We start from the raw sequence: 17,319 nt of genomic DNA on the forward strand, positions 1-17,319 counted from the left end.
CTTGCTGTTTAGCGGATGACGTCATCTTTGTCAATACGGTTCATATATTCTTCCAGTGCTTCTTTATCTGGAAGACCCTCGATATCCCCGCTGACCGTTGTGACGATTGCTCCGATGGCACAGCCTCTTTTCACCGCCTCTTGAATGGACCGTTCATCCAGTAAGCCCGACAGTACACCGGCAGCAAAACCATCTCCCGCCCCAATCGGGTCGAGCACAGTTTTGACCGGGTAGGCCTCCACATAACCAGAATCTTTGGGGGTTGAATAGTAAGCTCCTTTTTCACCAAGCTTCACGACCACCATTTCCGCTCCTAAGTGCTTACATTCTGCCGCGATTTGCTTACAATCCTTTGTTTGAAATAAATAGTCACCTTCCGAAATACCGGGTAAGATGATATCAGCCTTCGCGACTATTTCCAATAACATGTCTTTTCCTATTTTTTCATCTAGTAACGTTTTTCGTATGTTTGGATCAAAAACGATTTTCACTCCATTTTTTCTAGCAATCTCGATCGCATGAAAGACGGTTTCTTTGCATGAATCACTAAGCGCCGGGGTAATGCCTGTAATATATAAGATCTTCGCTTTCGCAATGTAGCTTTCTTCCATATCAGCAGGAGTCATTTTACTGGCAGCTGAAAATTTTCGGTAATAGAAAACATTTGAGCTATCGACAGTTGTTCGTTCTTTTAAAAACAGCCCGGTGGTAGCGCTTTCATCTTCTTTTACAAAAGAAGTATCCACTCCTTCACCACGCACACTTGCAATGATTCTTTTTCCAAGTTCGTCCTTACCAACTCTGCTCATCCAGCCTGTTTGATAACCAAGCTTCGCCAGGCCGATCAGTGTATTGGTTTCTGCCCCGGCTACCCTGGAAGAATAGTTTCGGTTATATCTTAATTGACCCGTTTCTTCAGGAGAAAATAAGATCATCGTTTCTCCTAAACTTACAACATCCATACCTGTCCCTCCTTCCATTAAGGTTGACCTTGACCTACCTTGTAGCCAATACTGGTGGACACTTCTTTTGAAGTGAGCAACAATTTTTCTACAATCGTTTCCCTTTGTTTGATCATTCTTTCTTTAGGTCCTGCCACACTGATCGCTGCTTGAATGGAATTATCCGCTCCATATATCGGAGCCGCCATACAAAATAACCCTTCTTCATTTTCCTCATCATCGATGGAATGACCCAACTGCTTAAAGATATCAAGCTGCTGTTCCAACTCTTGTCTATCGGTAATCGTGTGACCCGTAATAGGAAGTAATTCCGTGCTGTCCAGAATTTGATTTTTTTGTTGTTCGTTCATAAATGCCAAAAAGGCCTTTCCAAGTCCTGTACAATATAATGGTTTATGATTTCCCGGCTGTGCAGTGGTTCGAATGGAACGATTGTTATCAATCTTCGCCACATACACCAAGTCCTTCTCCGACAATAACGCCATAAATACAGTCTCTTGTACATCCTCCATCAACCTTTTTAAATAAGGTAACGCCTGTTTGGAGATATCTAACGACTCCAATGCAGCGCTTCCAATTTGGATCAACTTTGGTCCTAACTTATATTGGTTAAAAGAATCCAGAGAAAGATAACCTTCCTTAAATAACGTACCAATCAGACCAGATGTACTGCTCTGTGGAAATGATAACTTCTCGCTTATTTCCTTAATCGTTAAACCATCTCGATACTGGCTTAATAATTCAAAAACTCTCAAAACGCGTTCTGCCGATTTAACTGACATCTGTTGTTCACCTCTTTCACTAAATCACATATATGATTTTAAATCTTATATGTGATATGTATTTTCATACTATCATATTGAAAAACAAATGCCAACCAATTCAGTAATTATTTGGTTTTTTTGCATTTTCCAATTAAGGTTATATCGCCCTTGAGGGTTGGTATCATTGTTGGTTTACCAGGGAGTTTCCTGAAAATGGGCTTCGTATTATTTGTAAGGATCCTACCCAGTTGAACGTTCTACTTATTACCAACATGATGAAGAACTTTGGAAAGCGTTTGGACAGCGTGCTGTTGAAATGAAGAAACGAATGATCTATGTATAGTGGATTTGAAAAAGCCATTGCTCCTGTTGAGCAATGGCCTTTTTATATGTAATTCTAATTTATGAATCTTAATCAGTATATCTCTGATACTGAAGGAAACCGAATATTTTGAAAAAAAGACGCACAATGTAAATCGCACGCCTTTTTACCTTCAACTATATTGATTTAAAAAAACTCTCCACGTTTCCTTTTTCATGCATACTTCTTACTTTCCTCGTCTTTAAAAAAGCTCTTCATTGCGTGGAAAACGTCAGCCTTTTGCTTAAGGATAAAGTACCTGAATTTTTCATTATCGATATTCTTATACGCTGTCATCAATGTCGAATGACGATTATATTGATTGACTTCACCATACCCGAACATATTGGAAACCTTCATGAGTTCTTCAACAAGCTTAACGCATCGGACGTTGTCAGATGTGAGGTTATCACCGTCCGAAAAGTGAAACGGATAGATATTAAACTTCGCAGGGTCATATTTATGATCAATAAGTTCTAATGCTTTTCGGTATACGGACGAACAAATCGTACCGCCGCTTTCCCCTTTTGAAAAGAAATCCTCTTCCGGAACCACTTTCGCTTCGGTATGATGGGCAATGAACTCGATTTCTACCGTTTCATATTTTGTCCGCAAGAAACGGTTCATCCAAAAGAAAAAGCTTCGAGCCATATATTTTTCCCATAATCCCATACTACCGGATGTATCCATCATTGCCAGCACAACTGCTTTGGAATCAGGTTTCTGGATCTCATTCCAGGTTTTGAATTTAAAATCTTCCTTATAAATAGGGTGGAAACCCGGGTCCCCGCTTAAAGCGTTCCGTTTAAAAGCAGATATCATCGTTTTCTTTTTATCGATATTTCCCATTAAGCCTGTCTTGCGGATATCGTTGAATTCGATATGTTCAAGCGTATGCTCAGCCTGTTCTTTCTTCTGGAGATTAGGCAGTTCCAATTGGCTGAACAGGGCTTCCTCCAATTCCATCATTGACACTTCGGCTTCATAATAATCCTCACCAGCCTTGTCACCTGCACCTTGGCCCTTTCCGGAACCGGCGTCGGACGGCGAGCCATCCCTTGCAACCACATCCCCCACTTTACTGTCTCCATCGCCTTGCCCTACATGTTTGTTTTTATCATAGTTATAACGAATTTTGTATTCATCCAAGGAGCGAATGGGAATCTTGATAACATCCCGGCCATTGGACATTACGATGCTTTCTTCTGAAATTAAATCAGGTAAATTATTCCTGATGGCTTCCTGCACCTTTTCCTGATGGCGTTGTTGATCATCATAGCCTTTCCGATGGAGGGTCCAATTTTCCTGTGAGATAACATATTGTTGATTATTCTCTTCCGACATTCTCTTCCCCCCTTAAAAATGTTTGCACGCTTTTCATCATTCCTTCATATAATAAATTAGTGTGAGAAAGCCCACATCATTCCGGTTTTCCAATGAAAAAATACTGTACGAAAAAACGGATTAAAAGAAAAGTATTACTCTATCTTATGCAGCGGTGCAGGATAATTTACAACAAAATTCAAAATGGATGTTTGCCTACGAACTAGACAAGTCATGACATGTACATTAGAGGCCCTTTTAAGATTTTTTCTAAACGTTACTGCAAAATAGGTATTTCATCAAACCGAACAGACCTGATGTTTTTCAGTCTGTTCGGTTTCTTATATGCTTCATTTTTTGGATTGGCTAAGGTACATAATCTGCAAAGCAGAGACATAAAAGTACATTTCAAAAAAAGCAATGAAAAACAACAAAAGGGTGCTCCAGTAATTTTCTGGGCACCCCTTTTATATAGATAGATTGATTCTGGTTGTGGTATTCGTCAATCTTTATCTTCCTCTATTTCATGTTGAACTGTACCTGGGCGTTTATCCCACTTTTTCAATTCTTCATTCGTCCTTTGATTTTCCATCTGCTTCCCAAGTTCTTTCATTTCTTCATAATCCTTGGCCATGGAGCTATTTTCCGGAACATGCTCCTTTTTCAATTCTTCTTTACTCATTTTTATCACCTCTACTTATTGATACCCAATATTTCCAGATCCAAAACGTAACATATCTGATGGGAAGATGGGGTATAGATAAGACATTATGAGCAATCTAAGGAGGTGCAAGAAATATGCAAACAACTACTCTTTATGTAAAGGAAGCAACATCAGAAGGGCCGATATTAAATCTAGAGTCCATACTTTTAAAAACGGAAGGTGTGGAACGTGCGATCATTGATGTTGATGATGGGGAAATTAAAATTGATCATAGCGAAGAAAAACTTTCACCTGCCCAACTTATCACACTTATTGAACAGTACGGTTTGAATGTAACTAAATAGAAAACAAAAACTCCGGGCTCCCCTCCATTGAGAAGTGCCCGGCATTTTTTTGTCTTAGGCCCTGTTTAACTTGATTGTTGATTTTCTTCAATTAATAAGGCTTTCGAAATGAAAATCGAATACAAATTTTTCCGAATGGCGAATACGTAATATTCACCCCCTTTTCTTAACTTCGTTTGTTAATTATTGATCATTTTCATTAATAATTCCGTAATATACTAAATCCTCATATTTACTGTCTTTTATGACATGTTCCTTTAACATTCCCTCTTTTTTCATACCAATCTTCTCCATAACTTTTCCTGAAGCAAGGTTCGATAAAAAATATCGTGCAAACACTTTGTGCAGTTTCTTTTCTTCAAACGCAAATTGCAAAATTGATTGTGCTGCCTCTGTCGCATAGCCATTTCCCCAAAATGGCTCACCAATCCAATAGGCTATTTCTCCGTGGTTAAAAATTTTATTGTTCGATAACGCAATTGCTCCAAATAATTCGCCAGTTTCCTTGTCTGTTACCGCGAACTCGTAATTTTTATCAGCCATAAAATTATCGTAATGGTTCCCCATCCAGGATAACGCATCATTTAAACTATATGGATAAGGTAGGTACAATGTATTTTTGTAAATATTATAGTTATTGCAAAGGGTCGCAACCGCTGCCGCATCGGGTGTTTGAAATAATCTAAGGACGAGCCTTTCTGTCGTAATCATTAATTTTTCACGAACATAATCCATTCGATCGACTCCAAATCCTGCCCTTTTCTTAACTAAGGCAACTTGTTTTTCTTTGATTATAGATAACTATTCTACACATATTCCAGAAAATCTTGTTGCATTATCATTTTTCATAATGGAATCGTTGCGTTTGTTTCATTTGTTGGATATAAGTAACTTTCCGAAAAAGTAGGTAAACCCCTGCCCAATAGGGGGCAGGGGCAAAAAAGTATGGATTACCGATTTAACAAGCTGCCCACGTAGCGCAGCAAATCATTGGCTGAAGTGGAATTATATCCGTGCTCATCGATAAGTCTCGTGATGACTTCGTTCACTTTCTTCAGTTGCCTTTCGTCTGGTGTCTTAGTTGAAGTGGTGATCTTAACTACATCCTTCAAATCGGCAAATAGTTTTTTCTGGATCGCTTCCCGTAAACGATCATGTGAATTATAATCGAATCGCTTACCTTTACGCGCATATGCAGAAATTCGAATCAATATTTCTTCGCGGAATGCTTTTTTTGCATTCTCGGAAATTCCAATTTGCTCTTCAATCGAGCGCATCAATTTTTCATCCGGGTTAATTTCTTCCCCAGTCAAAGGATCGCGCAGTCTTGATTTATTGCAGTATGCTTCGACATTGTCCAGATAATTATCCATGAGGATTTTAGCCGACTCTTCATATGAATAGACAAACGCCTTTTGTACTTCATTTTTTGCAATGGCATCATATTCTTTACGTGCCAGTGAAATGAAATTCAGATACCGCTCCCGAAGTTCGTTCGTAATGGACGGATGTTGGTCAAGACCTGCTTTTAATGACATAAGTACATCCAATGCATTAATGGACGGATTTTCCTTACGAATGATCGTTGAGGAAATTCGGTTAATCACGTAACGTGGATCGATTCCGCTCATGCCTTCGTCCTGATATTCTTTTTTCAATTCATTGATGTCAGCGGAATTAAAGCCTTCCACGTTTTCCCCATCATAAAGCCTCATCTTTTTCACTAAATCGATATCACCCTTTTTGGGATCCTTCAGGCGGGTCATGATGCTGAAGATTGCAGCCACCCTTAATGTATGCGGGGCTATATGAACATCGGAAACATCACTTTCTTGAATCATTTTTTCATAAATCTTTTCTTCCTCTGTAACCTTCAGATTGTATGGAATCGGCATGACAATGATCCGGGAATGCAGTGCTTCATTTTTCTTGTTGGAAATGAAAGCTTTATATTCCGTTTCATTCGTATGTGCCACGATAAGTTCATCGGCACTGATCAATGCAAACCGTCCCGCTTTAAAATTTCCTTCCTGAGTCAGTGAAAGCAAATGCCATAAGAACTTCTCATCACATTTCAGCATCTCCTGGAACTCCATCATCCCGCGGTTCGCCTTGTTCAGCTCGCCATCAAAACGGTAGGCACGCGGATCCGATTCGGATCCATATTCGGCAATCGTCGAAAAATCGATGCTGCCCGTCAAATCAGCAATATCCTGTGACTTAGGGTCAGAAGGACTGAATGTTCCAATACCAACACGTTTATCCTCCGAAAGGAAAATACGCTCGACCAAAACATCTTCAATTCTGCTTCCATACTCCTGTTCTAACCTCATAACATTCAGCGGTGAAAGATTACCTTCAATTCGAATGCCATATTCCTCATAAAAATCCTGCCGTAAGTACTGTGGGATGAGATGCAGTGGATCTTCGTGCATCGGGCATCCCTTTATTGCATAAATGGCACCAGTATCTTTTAACGAATAATTTTCAAGTCCACGCTTCAGTAAAGAAACGAGCGTAGACTTCCCTCCTGAGACCGGACCCATCAAAAGCAAGATCCGTTTACGTACATCCAACCGCTTTGCCGCCGGATGAAAATATTCCTCGATGAGTCTTTCCAGTGAATCTTCAAGGCCAAACAACTGGCCGCTGAAAAAATTGTATTTCTTTGATCCATTTAATTCCTCTATCCCCGCATCTCTGATCATGTTGTATACACGTGAATGAGCAGATTGTGCAACCAATGGTGTTTCTTTCAAGATGTCTAAGTACTCTGCGAAGGTGCCTTCCCACTTAAGCTTCTGTTCATCTTCTCTAAATTTTTCGATTTTCTTTAAAATATCCATTTAAGGAACCTCCCCCTGTCACTTTCAGAGAATACTTAAATCTATGCACCAAGTCTGACAAACATGTCAGACTTTAAAAAGTCGCCGGGCATTGTTTCGAATCCCCCTTCACTCTTTTTGTATCTAAAAAGGCTTATTCTTTGAACAATTGATGACAAAACGGCTGACAAGAAAAATTGTGTGCACTCCTGCTAAAAATTAGGGTATACTAAGCCTATACTTAAGTGGGACAATATGGGTAAAGGGAGGTCACAACATGGGCACAGTTATTATCGTTGCAGTCGCTATTACATTTTTAGCCGCTATCTTCACTGCTGGGTATGACGATAAACCAGGTGTGAAATAAAGAATATAAAAGCCTTTCTTAAATTCCAAAAAGGGGACAGCAAATTAAAATTTGCCGTCCCCTTTTGCGTCCAGTCCATATAAATAGAAAAAAGCACTTTCATTATTAAATATCTTTTTAAAATGATCAAAAATAAAAACTGCCATTGATTTCTGCATATCGAAGCCTGAAATCAATGGCAGTGCCTTCATATTTTATACAGCGTTCTTTTTTTCCGTTTGAGATGTGATGTCGTTCTCCATTGATCTCAAGTCGTCGTTTACCTTTTGCCCTTGTTCCAAATATTCTGTTTGGAATCCACTCTTTATTGCCCAACTATAAAACACTAGTGATAAACATGTAATGATGACCATATCCCAACCAAATGGAATTACGTTCAGTCCGCCAAATTTTTCACTGCCTAAGTATGAAATGGTCATCATACAGAGTAAATAAACAACCATCCAAAGCCCTGCTGAAAAGTTTTGACGGAATCCCTTCCATTTTATTTTTGATTGATAATAGAAATAAACGGGAAGACCAATCATAATGATAAATAATACTTGTCCTGTTAGTGGCCATCTTGCCCAATATAGAACTAAAGAAGCAAAAACGAAGCCAAGTGGTGCAATAATACTTAATCCTTTTAAACGTAATGGTCTATACAAGTTCTGACCTGTGCGTCTTAATGTCATAACAGTAACTGGACCTGTAATATAAGAGACTAAAGTCGCAACCGAAATAACCTCTGCCAGTACACCCCAGCCTCTAAACATGAATAAAAATAAGAACGATACGCCTAGATTTAAAAACATGGCTTGACGTGGGATACCATAAAGAGGATGTAGTTTTCCAAACACGCTTGGTAAATATTTATTCTTTTCCATTCCATAAAGCATTCGTGACGTTGTCGCCGTGTATGTTATTCCCGTCCCGGAAGGAGAAATAAAAGCATCCACATATAGTAAAATAACTAACCAGTTTATGCCTAAAACAATAGCTAAGTCAGCAAACGGTGAATTGAAATTCAAATGTTGCCATCCGTTCACAATCATAGACGGATCAACGGCTCCAATAAACGCAACCTGTAATAAAACGTAGATGACCGTTGCAATTAATATGGAACCAATTACTGCAATTGGGATCGAACGTCCAGGATTCTTTGCCTCACCTGCCATATTAATCGGACTTTGAAAACCGTTAAATGCAAAGATAATACCAGAAGTTGCTACGGCAGTTAGTACACTTGCCCAACCATTAGGTGCTATACTTCCTGCAGACGTAAAATTGGATGCGTGAAAACCGGCAAATAAAAGTGATCCAATCGTAAGTCCAGGTATAATAACCTTAAAGACTGTAATAAATGAATTAGCTTTCGAAAACAAACTAACTGTCCAGTAATTTAATAAAAAGTAGACGATCAATAATGCAGAGGCAATTGCCAAGCCTCCCCCAGTAAGACTTCCATTTTCCACTAAACCATGTGTCCACTGTGCCCATTCCCATGGCCATGAGCTCATATATTGAACAGAAGCAATCGCTTCAACCGGAATTACGGAAACGATTGCAATCCAGTTTGCCCAACCTGCAAGAAACCCTAAAAACGAACCATGAGAGTACTGCGTATACTTTACCATTCCCCCAGCTTCAGGAAACATTGCCCCTAATTCACTGTAAGAAAGTGCGATAAATAAAATAACGACCATCCCAATAATCCAAGAGATAATGGCTGCTGGTCCTGCAATTTGTGCAGCTCTCCAGGCTCCGAATAACCAACCTGAGCCTATAATAGAGCCGAGTCCCACCATCGTTAACGAAAACGTTCCCATCTTTCGCTGCAAATTATTCATATGTTTATCACCATGCTTTCCAAAATTATTCTTTACGTTTAAAAGTAACAAGATTAATGATTTCTCTTACTGCATTACATCACCTCTTGTTATAGTTTAGTGAATTGATAGGGAAATCTTTAGGATGGTACCCTATATTGATTTTTTATAAGAACAAAATTTTCTTTACTTTCAGAAAATACTTAGATCCCATTCTTGTGCCATTTGTTTCAATAACAAACTACCTGTTACGCTATTCCCATATTCATCTATGGCCGGTCCATAAATACCAATACCGCATCCATCTTGAAAAGGCAGTCCGCTTCTGGCATTTGGAGGAACTAACGCCATAATCCCACCAGATACTCCACTTTTGGCTGGCACCCCAACAAAAGCCGCAAATTTCCCCGAGGCATTGTACATTCCACAAGTAAGCATTAATGCTTTGGCTAGTTTTGCCACTTTTTTAGGGAGAACTTGTTCTTTACGAATAGGATGGTATCCATCTTGTGCAAGAATCAATCCAAACAGGGCTATGTCTTCCGTGGTCACTTCTATGGAACATTGCTTCAGGTAAACTTCCAAAGCTTCCTCAACATCCGATTCTAAATAATTCGCCTCTTTTAAATAGTGAGCTAAAGCTCTATTTCTATGAGAGGTTTGCCACTCAGATTGATACACTTCCTCATTGATTGTCGGGCGCTTCCCTAACAAATTTTCAAATAATGCATAGAGAAATTCCAATTTTTTTTGTGAAGAATCCCCTGGAAGAAGCGACGCTATAGTAATCGCTCCAGCATTTATCATAGGATTAAACGGTTTTCCCGGCTTATGCATTTCTAAACGAATAATTGAATTGAAAGCATCCCCAGTTGGTTCCACATCGACCCTCTCTAAAACATAAGAAATGCCGCAACCCAAGCATGCGGCTATAAAGCTGAGAACTTTTGAAATACTTTGCAACGTGAAAGGGACTTCACAATCCCCTGACTTCATCATTGTTCCACCTGGCTCTAGTATGCAGATACCTAATTGCGATAAGCGTATATTGCTCAATGCCGGTATATAATTGGCGGTTTGTCCTTCTGTTGCATAGGATCTGTAGTGTGCCACCCATTCATCTAAGCAGGCTTGCTTTTGGCTATTAACGTGAATGTCATACTCTTTTGACAATTCTTCAATCACATTCTTCCACCTCATTAGTTGTTTGTGCTTACTTTATTGGATTTGATGAAAACACAATGTAAATCGTTAAGCGCTTTCAAAATATTTCTAACTACCTTTAATTTTAAAATGGGAACTACATAAACATACGAAAACCTACAAATTCTAAAAAATAAAAATCCACAAAAAAAACGTGATTAATTCACATCAATTGTTACCATTATTTGTTGATAGAAAAACAGATTGGTTTTGCCATAATTGGTACTAAGCCGTTTAATCAGGAACAAAGTAAGCGTTGTATTGAAGCCGATGAAACTGTATACTGATTTTTTAAACAAATTGGGAGGTGACGACTTGAATCTCAGTACGTTAATGAAAAAAGAGGTCAATATCCTTATTCTGATGTTGTTAACAGTACCATTAGCAGGCGAATTGAGTTTTTATCCTTTAAATGAAACGTTTCGAATAAGTTTTGGTCCGCCTGCACTTTTCTTCTTTTTACTATTATTACAGAAAACACCTGCCATTTTTTCAGGCATCTTGACAGGAACAATGGTTGTGGTATTTCGAATCTTAATAGACTTTTTCATGCAGGATAATTTTTCCTGGACTTCTTCTTTCCAAGTCCAATATCCTAGTTTTTTCTTTTATTTCACCTATTCCTTTCTTTTTTCTTTAGTGAAAATACACCGCTTTCAAAACCGATCTTTAGTTATTGGATTTATTGGTCTCATTATCGAAATATTGTCCGACTCTGTAGAATTATTCTTTCAATATATTGTATTAGAAACAACGATTACCTTAGGTTCACTAAATGAGATGATCGTGATCGCATTCGGACACAGTTTTATCGTTTTAAGCTTTTTTAATATGATGAAACTTTATGAAGCACAATCAAGAGAAAAGCAAATCAGAAAACAAAATGAACATATGCTGATGCTCATTTCAAATTTATATGAGGAAACGATTCATTTAAAAAAAACATTAAAAAATGCAGAGAATATTACAAAGAAATCGTATGATTTGTATCGTGATTTAAAAGAACTGGAAAAAAGGGAAAAGCAACCTGATGTTCCTGCACAGCAATATAGTCAAAAGGCTTTGCGTATCGCGGGTGAAATGCATGAAGTTAAGAAGGATAATCAACGAATTTTTGCTGGTCTATCTAAATTGATCTCCAATGAAAGTTTTAAAGATTATATGAATGCTGCTGAACTCTTTCATTTAATTATCCGAATTAATGAAAAATATGCCTTATCACTTGGAAAGGATATTCAATTTGAATACTCATTAGATGGAAATAACCATTCACATTATCATGTATATACCGTATTATCTCTTTTCAATAATTTAGTCGCTAATGCAGTGGAAGCAATTAAAGAAAAGGGAATCATTCGTTTAAGTTTGTGTGAAATTTGCGACAATGTAGAATTTAAAGTGGCTGATAATGGACCTGGTATCCCTCAAAAATATCAGACCGTTATATTTAAACCTGGATTCACTTCAAAATATGATCAATACGGAACACCTTCAACAGGGATTGGACTCTCATATGTTAATGAAGTCGTGAAAGAACTGGGGGGGGATATCCTATTTGAAAATAAGGTTAACGGGGCCCTTTTTTCAATAAAGTTACCAATTCATAAGTTGATTCAGAGAGGATGATTTCATGCGTTTTTTTATAACAGATGACGATTGTGCTATACGTTCAAACTTAAGCCAAATCATTGAGAACGAAGATTTAGGAGAAGTGGTGGAGGAAGCGGAAGATGGAAGTTTATTAGAAGGACATATTTTGAATTTAAAACAAATTGATATATTATTCATTGATTTATTAATGCCAATTCGAGATGGCATTGAGACACTCCGTCATATAAAAAATACATTTAACGGAAAAGTAATAATGATTTCACAGGTTGAATCCAAGGAGCTAATTGGTGAAGCATACTCGCTCGGAATTGATTATTATATTAATAAACCAATCAATCGTATTGAAATATTAACGGTCATTCGAAAAGTTATGGAACGTATCCATTTGGAAAGATCGATCACTAACATCCAAGCCTCTTTAAATAGTGTATTGAGTTTTGAACAGCCAAAAGTTGCTAAATCAAATAATTTCAATGAGAACAGTATAAAAGAAGTGGGCGAATTTCTTTTATCGGAATTAGGAATCGTTGGAGAAAATGGGGCAAAAGATTTAATGGAAATGCTTCAATATTTATTTATGTATGAACGGACTTTTACTTTTAAACAGCATTTCCCGACCCTTAAAGATATCTTTGTGGAAATCACAAAGAAAAAGCTCGGAACATCAGCTGTGCAGGCTGATATTAATCGTGAAATAAAAGCTGCCGAACAGCGAATACGCAGAACCATCAACCAATCGCTGAATCATTTTGCTTCGCTCGGTTTAACGGATTTTTCAAATCCAAAGTTTGAAAATTACGCTTCTAAATTTTTTGATTTCACAGTCGTTCGCCAAAAGATGAAAGAACTGCAAAATGATTCTACAATAGTTCTTACTCCTACCCGAGTAAATACAAAAAAGTTTATTCAAGTATTTTTTTTCGAAGCGAAACGCTTGAATCCAGATGAAATAATTAGATATAGATAACCCATGAATAATAACAAAAAACTACGGAAGTACTCAAAAAGCATAAAATCCCCTGAAAAATTTCAAGGGATTTTAGCTACGTTCTTATTTTTTCAGCAATAAATACATGAAATAAGGAGCACCGATCAATGCAACCATGATACCTGCAGGAATCCCTTCGGGTTCAATTATATTACGGCCTATCGTATCGGCAAGCAACAATAGCCATCCACCGATTAAAATGGCAACTGGAATGAATAATTGATTTCGAGGTCCTACCAATGATTTTGCTATATGCGGAGCCATGAGTCCAATGAATGCAATTCCGCCTGTAACGGAAACAGCAGCTGCGGCCAGTGCGACAGCAGTTATTAGCAATACAATCCGTTCCTTTTCAATCGATACACCCACTCCAATTGCGACCGGTTCACTTAAACCAAGCAGATTCAAACGATTTGCTTTATATAAAGTGAATGGGATAAGGACGATTAGCCATGGCAGAACTGCCCAAATGAAGGGCCAATCCGTGCCCCAAATATTCCCCGCCAACCATTTTGCGATGAAATCGACTTTTGCCCGTTCCGCCGATGAAATGAGGACAATCATCAGGCCTGAAAGCGCCATTGAAAAACCAACCCCAATCAGCACTAACCGAACGGGTTCAAGACCCACCCTTCTCTTAAATGAGAGTATATATATTAAACAGGCCGTCAGTAACGCGCCGATAAAAGCGACAAGTGGAATCATATAAACAAATGAACCTGCGTCAATCGGGAAAAACAGAAAGAAAGCGGCAATGGCTACACCAGCTCCTGAGTTGATTCCGATGATTCCGGGATCTGCTAAATCATTGCGTGTGATTCCCTGTAGAATAGCTCCCGACAGTGCAAGGGCCATACCTGCTAAAAGGGTAATGATGATTCTTGGTAATCGGACGGAAAATAATATGAATTCCTCTTTAAACGTCCCTTGCCCGAAAAGCGTTGGAATCAGTCGCCCAAAAGAAAGGTTCGAATATCCCGAACACGTCCCAATAATGATCGTAATGATAATGAGTGCGGATAATGCACCTAATATCCATCGCTGTTTTTTGACTAATGCTGACTGGATCATGAAAATGCTTTACCTCCTTTACGAACGATTAGGAGGAAGAAAGGTAAACCTATCATCGCAACAACCGCTACCACAGGCGTTTCATATGGAGAATTGATAGTACGTCCGATCGTATCGGCAAGCAACATGAAAGTGGCCCCTAAAATCGCGGACATAGGCAGGATGAATCGATAATCCGTACCCACGATAGCCCGAACCATATGGGGAACCATTAACCCGATGAATACCATATTCCCAACAAGCGCAACGGCAGCACCAGCCAGGAGAATGATGACTACGAAGAGTACCGCCTTTATTTGTGTTGTCTTTTGACCTAATCCTACCGCCACCTCTTCACTTAAGCTAAGTATGGTGAGCTGTCTGGAAAAGAGAAAGGAGATCAGGATGCCTATTAAAATGAACGGGACGATTACACGAAGCTGATCCCATGATGTTCCGATATTCCCGCCTGCAGTCCACATCGAAACATCTTTTGATACTTTGAAATAAATGCCGACACCTTCCGAAACGGCAAATAGGAATGCAGAGACTGCTGCACCAGCCAATACGATCCGTAAAGGAGAAAATCCTCCCTTTTTCATCGCACCTATCCCAAAAACCATGGTTGCCCCCACAGCGGAACCTATAAAACACGCAGTCATGATCCCTAAGTTATTAGCTGTTGGAATAAATGCCAAAGTAATGGCCAGACCCGCATTGGCTCCTGCCGTCAATCCAAGCAACCCCGGATCGGCAAGTGGATTCCTAGTCATCCCCTGCATGATGGCACCAGAAACGGCAAGTGCTGCACCAACAAAGATTGCCCCCACTTCACGAGGGAACCGGATTTCCCGAATGATTGAAATCTTTTCACCGGTAGCATTTGATGTCAGTGCTTGCCAGACATCTCTTACGGTAACATCAGCCGCACCAAATGCCATGGAAATAATGAACATGCCTATGAATACAGCAATCCCTATCATCAGTTTACATATAAATGGGATGAAACGTTGATTTTCATTAGTCATCTGTCTCTCTCATCTCTTTTTTTATAGAATAAAAGGAGAGGAATTGGAATCCCTCTCCCTCGCTGTATTATTTTCCAAGAAAACTTTTTGAAAAGAAGTCTAATTGGTATTCTAATGTTATTGGATCATTGAAGTAGAATTCTTTCGCATTAGCTTCAAAGAGTTGATTGTTTTTAACAGCAGGAATGTTTTTATACGTATCTGTTTGTTGGAATGAATTGTCCTCATCTTTATTATTACTCAAAATCACATAATCACCAGCATAGTCTGCCAGAACTTCTAAAGATAAAGCGAAGTAACCATCTTTCAACGCCGCTTCTTTTACTTTTTCAGGCATTGCCAATTTCATTTCCTGATAAAGGATTTCCGTTCCACGACCCCAATTATCGCCAAATACATAGAACTGTTTGTCAAACTTTTCGAATACCGAAACGGTAGTATCTTCACCGATTTTAGCTTTAATGTCTTCACCGGTCGCTTTTGCACGTTTTTTGAAATCATCCACCCAAGTTTGGGCTTCTTTTTCTTTATTCAAAAGCTTACCAATTTCTATGTGTTGTGTTAAATAGTCCACTTTTCCGTATGTATATGTTACGGTTGGAGCAATTTCCTTTAATTTATCAACATTTTTAATCGTTGATAAACCAATGATTAAATCCGGATTCAATTCGATGATTTTTTCCAGGTTTTCGTCTGTTACTTCCTCGACGTCTTTTAACTCTTTAAAATTCGGGTTCATTTTAGACCAGGAATCAACCCCTACAAGGTTAACATCCAAAGCCATTACATTACCAGCGAAAGTAGATAGTACTAAAACACGCTTAGGATCTGCCGGAACTTCAACAGGACCATTTTCAGATTGATAAGTGATGGTACCTGATTTTTCCTTTTTGGAAGTGGAGCCTTTTTCTTTTTCGGTTGACTCGTTACCACAAGCACTAATAATTAACACTAACAGCAGTATAAACGGGATCATTATCTTTTTCATTTGTTGTCAAATCTCCTTTTAATAAATTGTATGTGCTGCACATTGGTTTGTTCGTTCGTTGATCTCGTCCGATAACCGCATCAATATGGAATACTTCCTTAAGCACTTCATGTGTGATGACTTCTTCACAATCTCCCGCTTTGACTATTTCCCCGTCTTTTAAGGCAATGATATAGTCGGCAAAGCGAGCAGCTTGGTTTAAATCATGAAGAACCATGACAATCGTACGTTCCTGTTCTACATTCAGCCTCTGTAAGAGTTCTAAAACCTCTAGCTGATGCGCCATATCCAAATAGGTGGTCGGCTCATCAAGGAAGATGATTTCCGTTTCCTGGGCAAGGGCCATGGCAATCCAAACACGCTGGCGCTGACCTCCTGAGAGAGCATCCACCGGACGGAACTTAAAGTCTTTCGTGCCGGTCACTTCAAGTGCCCAATCAATCACATCATAGTCTTTTTGGGTTAGACGCCCAAAACCTTTTTGATAGGGAAAGCGCCCATATGATACGAGCTCGCCAACTGTCAATCCGCTTGCACTCTCGGGTGTCTGCGGAAGTATGGCCATTTTTCTTGCAAGGATCTTAGTGCTCTCTTTTGAGATATTCATCCCATCTAAAACAACCATACCTGATTGATTTGGAATGATCCGGGTGATCGCTTTCAAAAGTGTGGATTTCCCACATCCATTTGAACCGATGATCGTTGTGATTTTTTTATCTGGAATTTCCACACTGAGATCTTTTACAATCAAACGTTCACCATAACCAATATTTAAATTCTCTGTATATAGGCGAACCATTTTTTAACCTCCATTTATTGTAAAAAAGATAAGTAAAAAATCAAATGAAAATGATTATCATTATCCATTACTTAATTACTATAATTCTATCTAAATATATTGTCAATAGTTATTTCATGGGTATATAAGGAGTAATTCTGATAGGATTATTGAGCTGAACCGTTTCTTAGCGACAAATGAAAACAATAAAGATCCCGGAAATATTTCTGGGATCTTTATTGTTTAGCTCATGTT

15 protein-coding genes are annotated in these 17,319 nt (G+C 38.7%); 3 read left to right on the forward strand and 12 right to left on the reverse strand.

The window, feature by feature from the left end:
• Positions 1–8: 8 nt before the first annotated feature.
• The 4 genes from QUF86_RS01025 to QUF86_RS01040 all read right to left on the reverse strand — a co-directional run bounded on the left by QUF86_RS01025 (position 9) and on the right by QUF86_RS01040 (position 4,092).
• Positions 9–962 (reverse strand): sugar kinase, encoded by a 954-nt coding sequence (locus QUF86_RS01025; RefSeq protein ID WP_289333357.1) that lies wholly within the window; start codon positions 960–962, stop codon positions 9–11.
• 17 nt (positions 963–979) lie between these two features.
• Complete coding sequence (locus QUF86_RS01030; RefSeq protein WP_289317776.1) at positions 980–1,744, reverse strand: IclR family transcriptional regulator; 765 nt, start codon at positions 1,742–1,744, stop codon at positions 980–982.
• Between the two features lie 517 nt (positions 1,745–2,261).
• Positions 2,262–3,431 carry a sporulation protein YhbH gene (gene yhbH, locus QUF86_RS01035; protein ID WP_289333358.1) on the reverse strand — a complete coding sequence of 390 codons (1,170 nt, stop codon included), beginning with the start codon at positions 3,429–3,431 and terminating at the stop codon, positions 2,262–2,264.
• Between the two features lie 481 nt (positions 3,432–3,912).
• Complete coding sequence (locus QUF86_RS01040) at positions 3,913–4,092, reverse strand: hypothetical protein (RefSeq protein WP_289317778.1); 180 nt, start codon at positions 4,090–4,092, stop codon at positions 3,913–3,915.
• A 116-nt stretch (positions 4,093–4,208) separates the two neighbouring features.
• Between QUF86_RS01040 and QUF86_RS01045 the strand changes: the two genes are divergently transcribed.
• Complete coding sequence (locus tag QUF86_RS01045; protein ID WP_289333359.1) at positions 4,209–4,418, forward strand: hypothetical protein; 210 nt, start codon at positions 4,209–4,211, stop codon at positions 4,416–4,418.
• Positions 4,419–4,601: 183 nt separating this feature from the next.
• Here the strand turns inward: QUF86_RS01045 and QUF86_RS01050 are convergent, their stop codons facing one another.
• From QUF86_RS01050 to QUF86_RS01065, 4 genes are all read right to left on the reverse strand, one after another.
• On the reverse strand, positions 4,602–5,153 hold the full coding sequence (locus QUF86_RS01050) for a GNAT family N-acetyltransferase (protein WP_289333361.1): 552 nt from the start codon (positions 5,151–5,153) through the stop codon (positions 4,602–4,604).
• Positions 5,154–5,368: 215 nt separating this feature from the next.
• Positions 5,369–7,264, reverse strand: coding sequence for a PrkA family serine protein kinase (locus tag QUF86_RS01055; protein WP_289317781.1), 1,896 nt, complete (start codon positions 7,262–7,264; stop codon positions 5,369–5,371).
• Between the two features lie 540 nt (positions 7,265–7,804).
• Positions 7,805–9,439: a glutamate/serine transporter AimA gene (locus tag QUF86_RS01060; protein WP_289333362.1), complete on the reverse strand. Its 1,635-nt coding sequence runs from the start codon at positions 9,437–9,439 to the stop codon at positions 7,805–7,807.
• 171 nt (positions 9,440–9,610) lie between these two features.
• Positions 9,611–10,600: a glutaminase gene (locus QUF86_RS01065; RefSeq protein ID WP_289336176.1), complete on the reverse strand. Its 990-nt coding sequence runs from the start codon at positions 10,598–10,600 to the stop codon at positions 9,611–9,613.
• Positions 10,601–10,984: 384 nt separating this feature from the next.
• Here QUF86_RS01065 and QUF86_RS01070 point away from each other — a divergent pair, with 384 nt between their 5' ends.
• Positions 10,985–12,247, forward strand: a complete 1,263-nt coding sequence (locus tag QUF86_RS01070; RefSeq protein WP_289336177.1) for a sensor histidine kinase — start codon at positions 10,985–10,987, stop codon at positions 12,245–12,247.
• A 4-nt stretch (positions 12,248–12,251) separates the two neighbouring features.
• Complete coding sequence (locus QUF86_RS01075; RefSeq protein WP_289317783.1) at positions 12,252–13,199, forward strand: response regulator; 948 nt, start codon at positions 12,252–12,254, stop codon at positions 13,197–13,199.
• A gap of 84 nt (positions 13,200–13,283) precedes the next feature.
• Here QUF86_RS01075 and QUF86_RS01080 read toward each other — a convergent pair whose 3' ends face one another.
• The 4 genes from QUF86_RS01080 to QUF86_RS01095 all read right to left on the reverse strand — a co-directional run bounded on the left by QUF86_RS01080 (position 13,284) and on the right by QUF86_RS01095 (position 17,085).
• On the reverse strand, positions 13,284–14,231 hold the full coding sequence (locus tag QUF86_RS01080; protein ID WP_353957690.1) for a FecCD family ABC transporter permease: 948 nt from the start codon (positions 14,229–14,231) through the stop codon (positions 13,284–13,286).
• A 56-nt stretch (positions 14,232–14,287) separates the two neighbouring features.
• Positions 14,288–15,298, reverse strand: coding sequence for a FecCD family ABC transporter permease (locus QUF86_RS01085; protein WP_289333363.1), 1,011 nt, complete (start codon positions 15,296–15,298; stop codon positions 14,288–14,290).
• 67 nt (positions 15,299–15,365) lie between these two features.
• Positions 15,366–16,286 (reverse strand): iron-hydroxamate ABC transporter substrate-binding protein, encoded by a 921-nt coding sequence (locus tag QUF86_RS01090; protein ID WP_289333364.1) that lies wholly within the window; start codon positions 16,284–16,286, stop codon positions 15,366–15,368.
• Positions 16,237–17,085: an ABC transporter ATP-binding protein gene (locus QUF86_RS01095; RefSeq protein WP_289317787.1), complete on the reverse strand. Its 849-nt coding sequence runs from the start codon at positions 17,083–17,085 to the stop codon at positions 16,237–16,239. The genes QUF86_RS01090 and QUF86_RS01095 overlap by 50 nt, the downstream gene beginning before the upstream one ends.
• Positions 17,086–17,319 lie beyond the last annotated feature (234 nt).

Source organism: Peribacillus sp. NJ11, from assembly GCF_030348405.1.
GTDB lineage: Bacteria > Bacillota > Bacilli > Bacillales > DSM-1321 > Peribacillus.